Origin of the sequence: uncultured Halovibrio sp., assembly GCF_913056445.1 — a bacterium.
In the GTDB taxonomy this organism is placed as follows: Bacteria; Pseudomonadota; Gammaproteobacteria; order Pseudomonadales; family Oleiphilaceae; genus Halospina; species Halospina utahensis_B.
Genome location: NZ_CAJXMA010000028.1, coordinates 15852 through 30854, shown reverse-complemented (window position 1 = coordinate 30854; position 15003 = coordinate 15852). Strand labels below are relative to the sequence as shown.

At 63.4% G+C, this 15003-nt stretch carries 16 protein-coding genes; 14 read left to right on the top strand and 2 right to left on the bottom strand.

Annotated elements, in window-relative coordinates:
• Both QZ501_RS07615 and QZ501_RS07610 read left to right on the top strand, forming a co-directional pair.
• Positions 1-698: FtsX-like permease family protein (locus QZ501_RS07615; protein ID WP_295718514.1), on the top strand; the 698-nt coding region annotated here is incomplete at its 5' end.
• Positions 691-1380 carry an ABC transporter ATP-binding protein gene (locus tag QZ501_RS07610; protein WP_295718511.1) on the top strand — a complete coding sequence of 230 codons (690 nt, stop codon included), beginning with the start codon at positions 691-693 and terminating at the stop codon, positions 1378-1380. The genes QZ501_RS07615 and QZ501_RS07610, both read left to right, overlap by 8 nt.
• Here QZ501_RS07610 and QZ501_RS07605 read toward each other — a convergent pair.
• Positions 1361-1894 carry a DUF2062 domain-containing protein gene (locus QZ501_RS07605; protein WP_295718508.1) on the bottom strand — a complete coding sequence of 178 codons (534 nt, stop codon included), beginning with the start codon at positions 1892-1894 and terminating at the stop codon, positions 1361-1363. The two genes, QZ501_RS07610 and QZ501_RS07605, sit on opposite strands and share 20 nt — an antisense overlap.
• Positions 1895-1947: 53 nt before the next feature.
• Here QZ501_RS07605 and QZ501_RS07600 point away from each other — a divergent pair, with 53 nt between their 5' ends.
• From QZ501_RS07600 to prpD, 12 genes are all read left to right on the top strand, one after another.
• Positions 1948-4014 carry a ComEC/Rec2 family competence protein gene (locus tag QZ501_RS07600; RefSeq protein ID WP_295718505.1) on the top strand — a complete coding sequence of 689 codons (2067 nt, stop codon included), beginning with the start codon at positions 1948-1950 and terminating at the stop codon, positions 4012-4014.
• 36 nt (positions 4015-4050) lie between these two features.
• Entirely contained in the window at positions 4051-4686 is a 636-nt protein-coding gene (locus QZ501_RS07595) for a MotA/TolQ/ExbB proton channel family protein (RefSeq protein WP_151439462.1), read from the top strand.
• A complete protein-coding gene (locus QZ501_RS07590; protein WP_151439463.1) occupies positions 4683-5111 on the top strand; it encodes a biopolymer transporter ExbD in 429 nt (142 codons plus the stop codon). Before QZ501_RS07595 ends, QZ501_RS07590 begins: the two co-directional genes overlap by 4 nt.
• The gene (gene msbA / locus QZ501_RS07585; RefSeq protein ID WP_295718501.1) at positions 5101-6861 is read left to right on the top strand and encodes a lipid A export permease/ATP-binding protein MsbA; all 1761 of its coding nucleotides are present in this window, start codon (positions 5101-5103) and stop codon (positions 6859-6861) included. Before QZ501_RS07590 ends, msbA begins: the two co-directional genes overlap by 11 nt.
• A gap of 17 nt (positions 6862-6878) precedes the next feature.
• Entirely contained in the window at positions 6879-7904 is a 1026-nt protein-coding gene (gene lpxK / locus QZ501_RS07580) for a tetraacyldisaccharide 4'-kinase (protein WP_295718498.1), read from the top strand.
• Complete coding sequence (locus tag QZ501_RS07575) at positions 7897-8088, top strand: Trm112 family protein (protein WP_151439466.1); 192 nt, start codon at positions 7897-7899, stop codon at positions 8086-8088. The genes lpxK and QZ501_RS07575 overlap by 8 nt, the downstream gene beginning before the upstream one ends.
• A gap of 11 nt (positions 8089-8099) precedes the next feature.
• The gene (kdsB, locus tag QZ501_RS07570; RefSeq protein ID WP_295718494.1) at positions 8100-8882 is read left to right on the top strand and encodes a 3-deoxy-manno-octulosonate cytidylyltransferase; all 783 of its coding nucleotides are present in this window, start codon (positions 8100-8102) and stop codon (positions 8880-8882) included.
• Between the two features lie 6 nt (positions 8883-8888).
• Positions 8889-9374, top strand: coding sequence for a low molecular weight protein-tyrosine-phosphatase (locus QZ501_RS07565; RefSeq protein WP_295718492.1), 486 nt, complete (start codon positions 8889-8891; stop codon positions 9372-9374).
• A complete protein-coding gene (gene murB, locus QZ501_RS07560) occupies positions 9371-10408 on the top strand; it encodes a UDP-N-acetylmuramate dehydrogenase (protein WP_295718490.1) in 1038 nt (345 codons plus the stop codon). The genes QZ501_RS07565 and murB overlap by 4 nt, the downstream gene beginning before the upstream one ends.
• A 78-nt stretch (positions 10409-10486) precedes the next feature.
• Complete coding sequence (gene prpB / locus QZ501_RS07555) at positions 10487-11368, top strand: methylisocitrate lyase (protein WP_151439470.1); 882 nt, start codon at positions 10487-10489, stop codon at positions 11366-11368.
• A gap of 37 nt (positions 11369-11405) precedes the next feature.
• The gene (gene prpC / locus QZ501_RS07550; RefSeq protein ID WP_151439471.1) at positions 11406-12530 is read left to right on the top strand and encodes a 2-methylcitrate synthase; all 1125 of its coding nucleotides are present in this window, start codon (positions 11406-11408) and stop codon (positions 12528-12530) included.
• Between the two features lie 155 nt (positions 12531-12685).
• The gene (gene prpD / locus QZ501_RS07545) at positions 12686-14173 is read left to right on the top strand and encodes a 2-methylcitrate dehydratase (protein ID WP_295718486.1); all 1488 of its coding nucleotides are present in this window, start codon (positions 12686-12688) and stop codon (positions 14171-14173) included.
• 89 nt (positions 14174-14262) lie between these two features.
• On the opposite strand, the gene QZ501_RS07540 is transcribed toward prpD, so the two are convergent.
• Positions 14263-14988, bottom strand: coding sequence for a PEP-CTERM sorting domain-containing protein (locus tag QZ501_RS07540; RefSeq protein ID WP_202405635.1), 726 nt, complete (start codon positions 14986-14988; stop codon positions 14263-14265).
• Positions 14989-15003: the final 15 nt, after the last annotated feature.

Sequence of the window (15003 nt, the reverse complement as noted above, 5' to 3'; positions counted from 1 at the left end):
GGATGAAACGGTTCACGCTGGTGGGCACCTTCAGTGTCGGGGCGGAACTCGACAGCAGCTACACCCTGATCCACTACAAGGATGCCGGCAAACTGCTCCGTCTCGGGGATAAGGCTCAGGGCGTGCGGATCGAGGTGGAGGAGCTTTTCCAGGCTCCGCGGGTGGCCAATCAGATCGCGCAGTCGCTGCCGGGCGCCTATCGGACCATGAACTGGACCCAGACCCACGGCAACCTCTTTCAGGCGATCCAGATGGAAAAGACCATGATCGGTCTGCTGCTGATGTTCATCGTGGCCGTGGCCGCATTCAACATTGTCTCGGCGCTGGTCATGGTGGTGACGGACAAGAAGGCGGATATCGCCATTCTCCGGACCATGGGGATGACCCCGGCCGGCATCATGGCCGTGTTCATCATCCAGGGGGGCGTGATCGGCGTGGGCGGCACCCTCATCGGCACCGGCCTGGGCGTACTGCTGGCGCTCAACATCAGCAGCGTGATCGAGTGGATCGAGAGCGTGCTCAGCATGCAGTTCCTGAGTGCGGATGTGTATTTCATCAGTTACCTGCCGTCGGAACTGCAGCTCAACGACGTGCTCATTGTCGGTGGCGCCGGCCTTGCCATGAGCCTGCTTGCAACCATCTACCCGGCGTGGCGCGCCTCCCGGGTGCAGCCGGCGGAGGCCCTGCGCTATGAGTGAGACACCGATCATCCAGTGCCGTAACCTGGCCAAGACGTACCGCGAAGGGCGCGAAACCCTGCGCGTGTTCTCGGACGTGAACCTGAGCGTTGCGCCCGGGGAAACCCTGGCCATTGTGGGCAGTTCCGGCTCCGGCAAGACCACACTGCTCAACATGCTGGGTGGGCTGGACCGGCCCAGCGAGGGGGATGTCTGGATCGACGGCGAGGCCATCCATGGCATGCGCGAGCGTGAGCGCTGCCGCTTCCGCAACCGCACCCTGGGGTTCGTCTACCAGTTCCACCACCTGCTGGCGGAGTTCAGTGCGCTCGACAACGTGGCGCTTCCGGCGGCGCTGGGGCGTTACAGTCCCCGCCAGGCGAGGGCGAAGGCCCGGGATCTGCTGGAGCGTGTTGGCCTGGGTGAGCGCCTCAGGCACAAGCCATCGGAGCTGTCCGGCGGTGAACGCCAGCGGGTGGCGATTGCGCGGGCACTGGTCAACGACCCGCGCTGTGTGCTGATGGACGAGCCCACGGGCAATCTGGATGACGATACCGGCGAGCGGATCCAGGGGTTGATGCGCGAACTGAACGAGCAGCTGGATTCCGCCTTCGTGGTGGTCACCCATGACCTGGAGCTGGCTCAGGGGATGGGACGCGTGCTGCGCCTGGACCACGGTGGGCTCAGTGAGGCCGATTCCTGAGGCGGCGTTCGTACTGGCGCTGATGCCAGCGCTGGCGCACACGCCGGCGCCATAACTGCTGGATGGCGAGATAGGCGCTCAGCGAAAAGACCACGCCCAGGATCAGGGACCCGATGTACAGCGGCACACCCACCTCGATCAGGCGGCTGCTGATCCACTCCCAGCTGAGCTGGAACTGCTCGGCCTCCCCGGGGCGCCCGAGCACCAGGACACCGACGGCGTAACCGGCGTAGAGCAGTGGTCCCATTGTCAGTGGGTTGCTGATCCAGAGGGTGATCAGTGTCAGCGGCAGGTTGGCATTGAACCAGATGGCCGTCATGGCGGCCGGCAGGCTCTGGAACGGCATGGGCACCATGCACCAGAACACGCCGAGCAGGATGGCCCTGGACACCGAGTGGCGGTTGATGTGCCACAGGTTGGGTTCATGCAGGACGTCGCCGAGCAGCTTCAGGGCACGGAACCGGCGGAGCTGATCCGGGTGAGGGATGAGGCGCTTGAAGAAACGTCTGTCCATGAGTGAAGCTCACCTCATCCGAACGAAAACACGGTATGACAGGGAAGGGTGCTATGCGCGCAGGGATGCTGGCGCTGACAGTTGTGCTTATCCTACTGGAATGGCCAGGGGTACAGCCACCCACAGAGCCAAAGGCATGGACGGAGCCGGTTACTGTTAACGGCTATGTCTGTGACCCCGCCCGGCCCACCAGCGGCGGTCACCTGGCTTTTGTGGTCTGTACCAGCGGAGGGGATGGACACCTGCCTGCCCGGATCAGGGCCACGCTGGACGGCGAGGCTTCCCGCCACCGGATCAGTGGCGGCGTGGTGCTTGAAGCTCGCCTGAATCCGCCGCGTGCCCCGCTCAACGCCGGCGGTGGCGGATTTGAGAAGTGGCTCTGGCGCGAGCGCATCGGCACCATTGCCAGGGTCCGCAGCATGGAGCCCGCCCCCGAATTCTGTGGCCTCGCCTGCCACTACCATGCAGCCCGCATTGGGCTGATCCACCGCCTCAATCGTCACGGACAGCGCCTTCGCAATCCTGAGCTGGTGGAGGCGCTGCTCTTTGGCAGCCGCGCGGGCCTCAAGCAAGAGCACTGGGGTCGGCTTGATGCCACGGGGACCCAGCATCTGGTGGCCATTTCCGGCCTGCACGTGGGACTGGTGGCCGCCATTGCCGGCGCGGTCCTGGGGGCGCCCATTACCCGCGCGGCCCACAGGCGACCTGCCCCGGGTCGGATGATCGCTTTTGTCCTGGTCGGGCTGGTGGCGACGGGATACGCGCTGCTTGCTGGATTGACCGTGCCGACCCAGCGCGCGCTGGTGATGGTGGCCGTGGCGGGCTGGATGCTCGCCTCCGGACGCCAATGGCGGCTCTGGGACGGTTGGCTGATGGCCCTGATGATGGTGGTGGTGCTGGAGCCACGGGCCCTGTGGGGGCCGGGTTTCTGGCTGTCCTTCGGCGCCGTGGCCTGCCTCATACTGGGGCTGGGCGCCCGCCTCCGTTCCCCCGGTGCCGTGAGTGGTCTGGTGCTGGCCCAGTTTGCCGTGGTGGCCGGTCTTGCACCGCTGTTGCTGTGGCATGGAATGGCCCCGTCCGGCGTTGCCTTTGCTGTGAATCTGGTTGCCATTCCCTGGCTTTCCGTTGTGGTGATGCCGGTGATTCTGGTTGCCGCACCCTTATTGCTGCTCCATCCGGAGTCCGCCAGTTGGGTCCTTCCGGGGGTGGATATGGCGGTCACCGTGCTCTGGTCATTCCTGGGCTGGGCCCAGCAGTGGGCCTTTGAACTGCCCGTGCCCGCCCCCGGCACCGCATTGGTGGGTGCTGCTCTTGTCCTGTGTGCGATGTTGCCGGTTGGCTGGCCCTACCGCCTGCTTGCCGGTGCTGTGCTGGGCCTGGTTCCCCTGGCTGGGCATCAGCCGGTGGCACCCGTTGGGAGTGCCCATGAGGTGAGGGTGGCGGATGGCGTGGGTGGGCCGGTGGTTGTGATCCGGGATGGGGCGTGGACGGTGCTGTTTGATGGGCGTGAGCCCGGTTCGCGGACCCGGGCGATTACCCGTGACCGAATAGGTGCCTGGCTGGATACGCTGGGGATCAGCGTGATCGATCAACTGGTGCTGGGGGATCCGGATATGGACCCGCAGCAATACTGGGTGTCCCCCAGGCTTCCGGATGTCCGCCGTGTTATTCAAACGCCCGCATGTACGCTGGAGCAACACACCGGCAGGGGGCGTATCACCCTGAGTGGGATGGCTGCGGGCGGACAGTGCAGTCTGCTGCTGCGCAGCGGAGAACGCACGGCGTTGCTTGCCGGGCCCGTGGACCGCCGTGGGGAAAGGCGTATTCTCAGGGGACTCGGCAAGGGCCTGGAGGTCGATCTGCTGGTGGCGCCCAGGGGTGGTCAGGGGCGGTCCTCGCAACTCGGCTTCATTGAGGCGTTGTCGCCGTCGGTTTCGGTGCTGGCACCGCCCGATTGGTATCAGGGAGAGGCCGGGGCGCCGGCCCTTGAGCGATATGAGAATGCGGCGACGCGGGTGCTGTTCACACCGCGCACCGGGGAACTGCGATTGCTGCCGGAAGAGGGCGGGTGGCGCGTGGAACCCGCGCGGGATTGTGGCCAGAAGGTGCGCCTGTGCTAAAGTGTCGGCGCTTGTTCAACAGCATGGAGAAGGCGTGTGCTCGAGCTTCTGAGGCCCGGCGGATTCATCATGATTCCGCTGCTGATCTGTTCCATCCTGGCGCTGGCCATCATCATTGAGCGGTTCTATGCGCTTCGGATCAGTCGCGTGGCGCCGGCGGCGACCACCAATGAGCTCTGGCGGCTGATCAAGAAAAAGGAGCTGAACTCACGCCGCCTCAAGGCGATCCAGGAATCCTCGCCCATTGGCCGGATCATGGCGGCCGGGCTCAGTAACGCCAAGCATGGCCGTGACATCATGAAGGAGAGCATCGAACACGAAGCCTCCCAGGTGGTGCATGAGCTTGAGCGCTTCCTCAACCCGCTGGGAACGATCGCGGTCATCACGCCGCTGCTGGGTCTCCTGGGTACGGTCATCGGTATGATCAAGGTGTTCTCCCAGATCCAGCTGGCTGGCGTGGGTGACCCCGGCGTTCTGGCGGGCGGCATTTCCGAGGCCCTGATCACGACTGCGTCGGGCCTGACCGTGGCCATCCCGGCTCTTGTCTTCCACCGCTTCTTCATCCGTCGTGTGGACGAGATGGTCGTGAACATGGAACAGGAAGCCATCAAGCTGGTGGAAGTGGTCCACGGTGACCGTGACATCATTGTCGACGAGGGCGGTGAGCAGTGAAGTTCCGGCGTCAGTCGCAACAGGAGGTTTCGGTTAACCTCACGCCACTGATCGACGTGGTGTTCCTGCTGCTGATCTTCTTCATGGTCTCGACCACCTTCACGCGTGAGACTGAACTCCAGATCGACCTGCCCGAGGCCGAGGGAACCGAGGCGGAGCAGGAAAACAAGCGCATTGAAGTGGAGATCAGTGCCGATGGTGTCTATTCCATCAACGGCGAACGCCTTGAGGGCGTTGAACGCCAGGCTCTGAATGAACGCATCCAGAGCGTGGCCGAAGGCAATACCGAGCTTCCGTTCATCATTACCGCCGACGCCGATGCCCGCCACGAGCTGGTGGTACGTGCAATGGACGTGGCTGGCAGCCTCGGCTTTACCGGCCTGAGCATCAGCACCCAGAACAGCCCCGACGCCAATGGCGAATGATTCCGATATCTCAGACCTGACCAACTGGCAGGTCTATAAACGACTCCTGCGGTACGCGATCCCGTTCTGGGTGGCGTTTGCCGTCGCGACCCTGGGCAATGCGGTGTATGCCGGTGCCTCCACGGCCATGGCCTGGTCCATGGAGTTCGTGATCGAGGCGCTGCAGAACCCCACGCCCGAAAACCGGCGCTTCCTGCCGATGCTGATCATCGGTGTGTTCACGATCCGCGGCGTCGGTTTCTTCCTGAGCAAGTACTACATGAACTATGTCGGGCGTAACATCGTCAATGTGATGCGCGTGCAGGTGTTCGACCATCTCATGCGGGTGCCCTCAAGGTTCTACGACCAGACATCCTCAGGGCACCTGGTCTCCAAGATCACCTTCAACATCGAGCAGGTGACGGACGCCGCCACCGAGGCCGTGACCATCATCCTGCGCGAGGGGCTGACCGTGGTCGGCCTGCTCGGGTTCATGTTCTACACCAACTGGAAGCTGACCTTACTGTTCCTGGCGGTGGGGCCGATCATCGGCTGGATCATCAGCTATGTGAGCCGTCGTTTCCGTCGTATCAGCCGCCGTATCCAGTACTCCATGGGAGATGTGACCCATGTCTCATCGGAGGCCATCACCGGCTACCGGGTGGTGCGCACCTTCGGGGGCGCAGAGCGTGAATCCGGGCGTTTCCGCAAGGTCAGCTGGGACAACCTGCGCCAGAGCCTGAAAATGGCCAAGACCCAGGCCATCAGTACCCCTGTGGTCCAGGTCCTGGTCTCGCTGGCCATCGGCTTCCTGATCTGGGTGGCCCTGTCGCCGGAATTCCGGGACGCCATGACCACAGGCCAGTTCGTTGCCTTCATCACCGCCGCCTCAACCATGGCCAAGCCCGTGCGCCAGCTGACTTCGGTCCACGCCAAGATCCAGAAGGGGATCGCGGCGTCCCAGAGTATTTTCGAAAGCATCGACTATCCCGAGGAAGAAGATACCGGGACCCGGGATCCGGGCCGCGTGGATGGCCGCATCGATTTCCAGGATCTGTGGTTCCATTACCAGGAGCAGTACGAATACGTGCTCAAGGGCATCAACCTGAACGTGGCGGCGGGGGAGACCCTGGCGCTGGTGGGGCGCTCCGGCAGCGGCAAGTCCACCCTGGTGAGCCTGATCCCGAGGTTCTACGAACTGACGGATGGGGATATCCGGATCGACGATGTCTCCGTAAGGGACTTCAAGCTCGAAGCACTGCGGCGCCAGATCGCGCTGGTGACCCAGAGCGTGGTCCTGTTTAACGACACCGTGGCCAATAACATCGCCTATGGCGAGATGAGCGGCGCCAGCCGGGAGGTCGTGCGGGAGGCGGCACGCAAGGCCCATGCGCTGTCGTTCATCGAGGATCTGCCCCAGGGTTTTGACACCATGGTCGGGGATAATGGTGTGCTGCTGTCCGGTGGCCAGCGCCAGCGCCTGGCGATCGCCCGGGCCCTGATCAAGGATGCCCCGATCCTGATCCTGGACGAGGCCACCTCCGCGCTGGATACCGAGTCTGAGCGTCATATTCAGGAGGCGCTGGAAGAGGTCATGGCCGGGCGGACCACGCTGGTGATTGCCCACCGTCTTTCGACCATCGAATCCGCCGATCGAATCGCGGTCATGGATGGCGGGCGCCTGGTGGAGATCGGTAGCCACCGTGAGCTGATTGAGCATGACGGGGCCTACGCGGCGCTGCACCGCCTCCAGTTCTCAGACGACGCCTGAGCACAGGGCCGCGGACTATGGGGGATACGCTGGAACGCCTCTGGTATACGGATAGACGCCCCCTGGGATGGCTCGCACCGTTGGCGTGGCTTTACGGCTGGCTGGTGAACCGGCGCCGCAGGGCTTACCGGAATGGGCGGCGCCCCGTCCATCATTCCCCCTTGCCGGTATTGGTTGTTGGCAACATCACGGTTGGCGGTACCGGCAAATCCCCCTTCACGGCCTGGCTGGTAAGCCATCTGAAAGCGCAGGGGTGGCGACCGGTCATCCTCAGCCGGGGCTACGGCGCCAGGCCGGATCACTATCCCTGTGCCGTGGCCCCCGACTCGGACCCCGCGGCCTGTGGTGATGAGCCGGTGATGCTGGCGCAGCAGACCGGTGTGCCGGTTCTCGTGGATCCCAGACGCGCCCGCTCCGCGGCCTATGCGGAACATGACAAGCTGGGGGATGTGCTGGTCTGTGATGACGGCCTGCAGCACTACGCCCTGGCACGGACCTTGGAGTTCTGCATTTTCGATGGCGCCCGGGGTGTCGGCAACGGGGCACTGATGCCGGTGGGCCCGCTGCGTGAACCGCTGGAGCGGGTACGATCGGTGGATTTCTGCCTGACCACGGGCCAACCGGAGCACGCTACGTTCCGGGGCGGGTTGCCGGGCGCTAAGCAGTGCTACGCAGTGACCCTGGTGCCAACCGTGCTGCGCAACCTGAGCAGCGGTGAGACCCGGGACCTGGAATGGCTCAGCGGGCGCGTGGTGAACGCGGTCGCTGGGATAGGGAACCCCGCGCGTTTCTTTGATACGCTTAACGACCTCGGTGCCCGGGTCATTCCCCATCCGTTCGACGACCACCATCGTTTCCGTTCGGATGACCTGGACTTTCCACATGGACCGGTCGTGATGACCGCCAAGGATGGCGTAAAATGCCGCACAATCGCCAGGGACGATGTCTGGGTCCTGGACGTGATCGCCAGGCCGGACGCCGCACTGGTTACCGAACTGGATCAAAAGCTTGAACTGCCGGGGAAGGACAGAACCCATGGATAAACGCCAGATCGCACTGCTTGCCTGCCCCGTGTGCCACGGCAAGCTCATCTACGACGCCGAGGCGCAGGAACTCATCTGCCGCAATGATGCCATGGCGTTCCCCATCCGTGAGGGCATCCCCGTGATGCTGCCCGAGGAAGCCCGCTCCCTGACCACTGACGAACGGCTTACGCCGGTACGCTGAGCGGATTCCCCATGGCCTTCACTGTCGTCATCCCCGCCCGTTATGCCTCCAGCCGCCTGCCGGGCAAGCCCCTGGCGGACATCGGCGGCCGGCCCATGATCCAGCACGTCTGGGACCGGGCCGCGGAAAGCGGGGCGGGCAGGGTGATCATTGCTACCGACTCCGAGCGCATTGGTGAGGCAGTCCGGGGCTTTGGAGGCGAGGCCGTCATGACCCGGGATGATCATCCCTCGGGTACGGATCGCCTTCAGGAGGTGGCCACCACACTGGGGCTGGAGGACGATGCGATCGTCGTCAATGTCCAGGGGGATGAGCCGCTGCTGCCCGCCGGGCTGATCAACCAGGTGGCCGGGCTGCTCGAGGGCGCGCCGGATGCCGCCATCGCCACCCTCTGTGAGCCCATCAGGGACCCGGAGGAACTCTTCAATCCCAATGCCGTGAAAGTGGTCATGGATGAAGCCGGGCGCGCGCTCTATTTCTCCCGTGCGCCCATTCCCTGGGACCGGGAGACCTTCGAGGACCGGCGCCGGCTGGAACAGGTGCCGGAGACAGCCGGCTGGTACCGCCACATTGGCCTCTATGCCTACCGGGTCAGCCTGCTGCACCAGTTTGTGGGCTGGCAGCCGGCGCCGCTGGAACGCGCGGAATCCCTGGAGCAGCTGCGGGCGCTCTGGCACGGCGCGCGGATCCAGGTGGGCATTGCTGAACAGACCCCGCCGGCAGGGGTGGATACGGAAGCGGACCTGGAACGGGTCCGTGCACGCCTTGCCGGCCCATCACCCCATCAGGAGTGACGCACTATGACACAACCGGTCTCCATTCTGTTTGTGTGCCTCGGCAATATCTGCCGCTCACCCACGGCCCAGGGCGTGTTTGCAAAGCAGCTGCAGGATGCCGGGCTGCAGGACCGTATCCGGATCGATTCCGCGGGCACAGGGTACTGGCATGTGGGGAAATCGCCGGATCCCCGGGCCACCGACGCCGCCCGCCAGCGCGGCATTGACCTGACGGACCAGCGGGCGCGCCAGGTCTCGCTGGAGGATTTCTACACCTTTGATCACATCCTGGCGATGGACCTTGCCAACCACGGGGATCTGCGAGCCATGGCGCCGCCCAATGCGGATGCCTCTGTGGAACTGTTTCTCAGCTACGCCCGCCATGCGGATACGCAGGAGGTGCCGGATCCGTACTATGGCGGAGAGTCCGGCTTTGCGCGGGTTCTGGACCTGATCACGGATGCGGGCGAAGGTCTGCTTGCCGAGTTGCGTACGCGGCATGGCCTATGAACCAGGGGGTTCTTGAACAGGGGGTCGACCTGCAGCCGTGCAATAGCCTGCGGTTGCCGGGTCACGCCCAGTGGTTCGCCCACATCGTGAACCCGGAGGCGCTTCCAGAGCTGCTGGAATGGGCGGATGACCAGAAGCTGCCGGTTCAGGTCCTGGGCGGCGGCAGCAACGTGGTGCTGCGCTCGGATATCAATGGCCTGGTGCTGGGCATGGCCATCCATGAACGCCAGTGGCAGGTTCTTGATGATGACCGGGCCATCCTGAGTCTGGGAGCCGGGGAGAACTGGGATTCGGTGGTCCGTTACGCCGCCTCCATCGGGTATCGTGGGCTGGAGAACCTGGCCCTGATCCCGGGGACCGTGGGAGCGGCACCCATCCAGAACATCGGGGCCTATGGCCGGGAACTGAGTGATGTGTTCGAAAGCCTCGACGCCTGGGACCGGCGGGAAGGGCGCTTCCGGACCCTGGGACCGGAAGCGTGCGACTTCGGCTACCGGGACAGCCTGTTCAAGCGTGACCCCGAACGCTTCATCATTGTGCGCGTACGGGTGCGCCTGTCGCGCTCGGCGGCGTTTCGGTTGGATTACGGCGAGCTTGCGCGGGAAGTTGCCGGTTATGACGACCCTCAACAGGAACTGACACCGGAGGCCATCGCCGACCTGGTCAGCCGTATCCGTCTGGCGAAACTGCCGGATCCTGCTGTACTGCCCAATGCCGGCAGCTTCTTCAAGAACCCAGTGGTGGATCAGACTACCGGCGATGCGCTGAGGCAACGGTTTCCGGAACTGGTGGCCCATCCGGATCCCCGCGGGGTCAAACTGGCGGCCGGATGGCTGATTGAGCAGTGCGGCTGGAAAGGGCACCGGCAGGCGCATGTCGGGGTGCATTCGAAACAGGCCCTGGTCCTGATCCATCACGGCAATGGGTCCGGGGCGGAACTGCTGGCGCTGGCCGAGCGCATCCGCGAGGATGTACGGGCCCGTTTTGGTGTGGCGCTGGAAATTGAGCCAAGGCTGATCGGCAACGCAGGGTGATTGACAGTTGTGCGCTGAGTCACGAGTATTCCGTGCTGACAGCCCCATTTATAGAGATCCGACACGACAGGTGCTCTCATGACAGATTCCCGTTCCCCCGGTAAGCGTTTCCGCGATGCGCTGACAGACCAGCCGCTCCAGATCGTCGGCACTATCAATGCCTATACCGCCATCATGGCCGAGAAGAGCGGCCACAGGGCGATCTATCTTTCCGGCGGTGGCGTCGCCAACGCCTCCTTCGGCCTGCCGGATCTGGGCATGACCACCATGAACGATGTGGTCGAGGATGCACGCCGGATCACCGCCGCATCGAACATCCCCCTGCTTGTGGATATCGACACGGGCTGGGGCGGGGCCCTCAACATCGCCCGTACCATCCGCGAGATGGAGCGCGCCGGGGTCGCCGCTGTGCACATTGAGGATCAGGTGGCCCAGAAGCGCTGCGGTCACCGGCCGAACAAGGAGATCGTCTCAAAGGACGAGATGGTTGACCGGGTAAAGGCCGCGGCCGATGCCCGGCAGGACCCGGATTTTTTCATCATTGCGCGCACTGACGCGTTCGCCCAGGAAGGTCGCGATGCCGCGATTGACCGCGCCCAGGCCTGCGTCGACGCCGGAGCGGACGCCATCTTCGCGGAAGCGGTGGCGGACCTGGAGGACTATCGGGCCTTTGTCGAGGAACTGGATGTGCCTGTTCTGGCCAACATCACCGAGTTCGGCAAGACGCCGCTGTTCAATCGGCAGGAACTGGCGGATGTGGGCGTAGGCATGGTGCTGTACCCGCTCAGTGCCTTCCGGGCCATGAACCAAGCCGCGCTCAACGTGTACCAGCACATTCTCAACGACGGCGACCAGAAGGCCGTTGTGGACCAGATGCAGACCCGTGACGAGCTCTATGACTTCCTCGACTATCACGAATTCGAGGCCAAGCTCGACGAACTTTTTGCGCAGAAAAACTAGCAGCAACAAAAAGCATGACAGGTGAGAGGAAAGAACCATGAGCGATAAACCACAAGGCGGCGCTGGCCTGCGTGGCCAGGTAGCAGGGGAGACCGCACTCTGCACCGTTGGCAAGACCGGGACCGGCCTTACGTACCGCGGCTACGACATCACCGATCTGGCCAACAATGCCCAGTTCGAGGAAGTGGCGCACCTTCTGATCCACGGCCACCTGCCCAACCAGCGGGAACTTGAAGCCTACAGAAAACGCCTGGCAGCCAAACGTCACCTGCCGGATGCCCTTAAAGAGGTGCTGGAGCGGATCCCAGCGGACGCCCACCCCATGGACGTGATGCGCACTGGCTGCTCCATGCTGGGCAACCTCGAGACCGAACAGAGCTTCGACGAGCAGGATGACCACATCGACCGCATGCTCGCGGCACTCCCGGCCGTCATCTGTTACTGGTACCGCTACAGCCACGACGGCGTGCGCATCGACACCGATCTGGACGACGACACCATCGGCTCCCACTTCCTGCACATGCTGCACGGACGCAAGCCCAGCCAGCTGCATGCCGATGTGATGAACGTCTCGCTCATCCTTTACGCCGAGCACGAGTTCAACGCCTCCACCTTCACCGCAAGGGTGTGCGCCTCCACGCTTTCGGACATCCACTCCTGCGTCACCGGCGCCATCGGCAGCCTGCGCGGCCCGCTCCACGGCGGCGCCAACGAAGCCGCAATGGAAATGATCGAAGGCTTCAACGATCCGGACGACGCCGAGGAGAAACTCCTCGGGATGCTGGAGCGCAAGGACAAGATCATGGGCTTCGGCCACGCCGTCTACCGCGACGCCGACCCGCGTAACGCCATCATCAAAAAATGGTCCCACGCACTGGCCGAGGATTACGGCGACACCAGCCTCTACGACATCTCCGAGCGGTGCGAGGAGGTCATGTGGCGCGAGAAGAAGCTGTTCCCGAACGCGGACTTCTTCCACGCCTCCGCGTACTTCTTCATGAACATCCCGACCAAGCTGTTCACGCCCATCTTCCTGATGTCACGCGTCTCCGGCTGGACGGCCCACGTGAAGGAGCAGCGTGCCAACAACCGCATCATCCGCCCGAGCGCCGACTATACCGGCCCGGAGCACCAGGACTGGCTGCCGATCGACGAGCGCTGAAGCCCCCTGTAGGAGCGCGCATGCGCGCGATGCCGCCATGTCAGCGCCAGGCCGCCCTTGTCGCGGGCATGCCCGCTCCTACAAGTGAAGCGGTAGCGAGTAGGCTGGAGTATCAACAAGCTGGTTTTATCAGGAAAATCCATTAAGGAAACATCATGAGCGCCAACGTAGAATCCAACGTCCGCCCGGACTACGACGACATCATCCAGAAAATCGCGGACTACGTCCTCGACTACAACATCAAAAGCAAGGAAGCCCTGGACACCGCCCGCAACTGCCTGATGGACACCCTCGGCTGTGGTCTGCTGGCCCTGCGTTTCCCCGAGTGCACCAAGCACCTCGGCCCCATCGTTGAAGGCACCCAGGTTCCCAACGGCGCGCGCGTGCCCGGAACCCCCTTCCGCCTGGATCCGGTCAAGGCCGCCTGGGACATCGGCTGCATCATCCGCTGGCTCGACTATAACGACACCTGGCTGGCCGCTGAATGGGGTCACCCGTCAGACAACCTTGGCGGCATCCTCGCCATTGCCGATCACCTGTCACAGAAGCGTGTTTCTGAAGGCAAGGACCCGCTGACCATGCGCGACGTGATCGAGGGCATGATCATGGCCCACGAGATCCAGGGCGTGCTGGCACTGGAGAACTCGTTCAACCGCGTTGGCCTGGACCACGTGGTTCTGGTGAAGGTCGCCTCCACCGCGGTAACCGCCAAGCTCATGGGTTGCGGCCGCGAAGAAATCATGGCCGCGCTCTCCCACGCCTGGGTTGACGGCCAGTCCCTGCGCACCTACCGGCACGCGCCCAACGCGGGCTCCCGCAAGTCCTGGGCGGCGGGTGATGCCACCTCCCGCGCCGTGCGCCTGGCTGACATTGCCAAGCGTGGGGAAATGGGCATTCCGGGTGCCCTGAGCGCGCCGCAGTGGGGCTTCTATGACGTGCTGTTCAGCAAGACCAACCGTGACCAGCAGGTCAAACCGGAAGGGGAGCGCCAGTTCAAGCTGCCCCAGGATTTCGGCAGCTACGTGATGGAGAACGTCCTGTTCAAGATCTCCTTCCCGGCCGAATTCCACGCCCAGACCGCTGCCGAAGCCGCCGTGACCCTGCATCCCCAGGTGAAGGACCGGCTGGACGAGATCGATAAGATCGTGATCACCACCCACGAATCCGCGATCCGCATCATCTCCAAGGAAGGCAACCTCGCCAACGCCGCCGACCGTGACCACTGCCTGCAGTACATGACCGCCGTGCCGCTGATCTTCGGCAACCTGACGGCGGAGCACTACGAGGACGACTTCCACGCCAACAACCCGATCATCGACGAGATCCGGGGCAAGATGGAGGTCCAGGAGGACGAGCGCTATACCCGGGAGTACCTGGAAGAGGACAAGCGCTCCATCGCCAACGCCATCCAGGTGTTCTTCAAGGACGGGTCCACCACCGAGAACGTGGCCGTGGAGTACCCGATCGGGCATCGCCGCCGCCGCAAGGACGGCATCCCGCTGCTGGAGCAGAAGTTCCGCAACAACCTGGCGACCCGCTTCACCCAGAAGCGTTCCGAGCAGATCTTCAGCCTCTGCAAGGACCAGAAGACGCTCGAGAACACCCCGGTCAACGAGTTCATGGACCTGTTTGAAGGGTGTTAAATGAACTGACGTTTAGGTTCTGTTAAGCATCCAGAAAGAAAAACGGCACCCATAAGGGTGCCGTTCCAGTTCTAAGCCCTACAGGGCAATCAGGCACGGCGGCGGTAGCTGAAGCCAAGACCCGCCAAACCCAGGCCAAGCAGCGCAAGGGTGCCCGGCTCCGGCACACGGCCGACGGTGACGTCGTCGATGCCATAACCATCGTTCGGATCGTTGGAGTGGATCTCGAAGTTGTCGAGCCCCTCGCCATCATACAGTGAGATGTAGAACAGGCCGCCACTACCCAGGGATTTCCCGAAAACGTCGCTGAACGCGAAATCGAACCCATCGATGCTGAAGCGGCCGCCCGCGTCATTCGGGTCAGTCATGAAAAAACCGACCGCGTTGTTATCAGCATCCGGTGTAAACTTCACGCTCTGCGCATCCATGCTGTCCAGCCACTGGCTGGGGGACGTGGCAAACCGGCCGTTGAACGGTGTCTCATCAGCGTTAAGGACCGCAATGCCAGCACCACACTGGAAACCTTCATCATTACAGCTATCAGTCGGTGAATTAAAAGCCGGCTGAGTCACGTCAAAGGTCCCGACACTGGTGGCAAAGGACGTCATCTGACCGTTAAAGTCGGTGGCTACGTCGTAGCTTTCAAAATCCTCGGGCGGCGCATAGCCGGGTTGCAGCGTGCTGAGGAACGAGGCCTGGGCCGCATTGGCGTTGGCTGCGCCCTCACCGCTGATTTTCAACACTGGCGCTGCATTCGCTGTAGCTACCCCTACCGCCAGCAGACCGACGCTAAACAATTTTGTATAGGTTTTCATCGCACTATGCTCCTT

Coding starts and splice junctions, on each gene's coding strand:
- QZ501_RS07600 (WP_295718505.1), top strand. CDS start 1,948: ATGCGCGCAGGGATGCTGGCGCTGACAGTTGTGCTTATCCTACTGGAA.
- msbA (WP_295718501.1), top strand. CDS start 5,101: ATGGCGAATGATTCCGATATCTCAGACCTGACCAACTGGCAGGTCTAT.
- QZ501_RS07605 (WP_295718508.1), bottom strand. CDS start 1,894: ATGGACAGACGTTTCTTCAAGCGCCTCATCCCTCACCCGGATCAGCTC.
- lpxK (WP_295718498.1), top strand. CDS start 6,879: ATGGGGGATACGCTGGAACGCCTCTGGTATACGGATAGACGCCCCCTG.
- prpD (WP_295718486.1), top strand. CDS start 12,686: ATGAGCGCCAACGTAGAATCCAACGTCCGCCCGGACTACGACGACATC.
- kdsB (WP_295718494.1), top strand. CDS start 8,100: ATGGCCTTCACTGTCGTCATCCCCGCCCGTTATGCCTCCAGCCGCCTG.
- prpC (WP_151439471.1), top strand. CDS start 11,406: ATGAGCGATAAACCACAAGGCGGCGCTGGCCTGCGTGGCCAGGTAGCA.
- QZ501_RS07540 (WP_202405635.1), bottom strand. CDS start 14,988: ATGAAAACCTATACAAAATTGTTTAGCGTCGGTCTGCTGGCGGTAGGG.
- QZ501_RS07610 (WP_295718511.1), top strand. CDS start 691: ATGAGTGAGACACCGATCATCCAGTGCCGTAACCTGGCCAAGACGTAC.
- QZ501_RS07575 (WP_151439466.1), top strand. CDS start 7,897: ATGGATAAACGCCAGATCGCACTGCTTGCCTGCCCCGTGTGCCACGGC.
- QZ501_RS07565 (WP_295718492.1), top strand. CDS start 8,889: ATGACACAACCGGTCTCCATTCTGTTTGTGTGCCTCGGCAATATCTGC.
- prpB (WP_151439470.1), top strand. CDS start 10,487: ATGACAGATTCCCGTTCCCCCGGTAAGCGTTTCCGCGATGCGCTGACA.
- murB (WP_295718490.1), top strand. CDS start 9,371: ATGAACCAGGGGGTTCTTGAACAGGGGGTCGACCTGCAGCCGTGCAAT.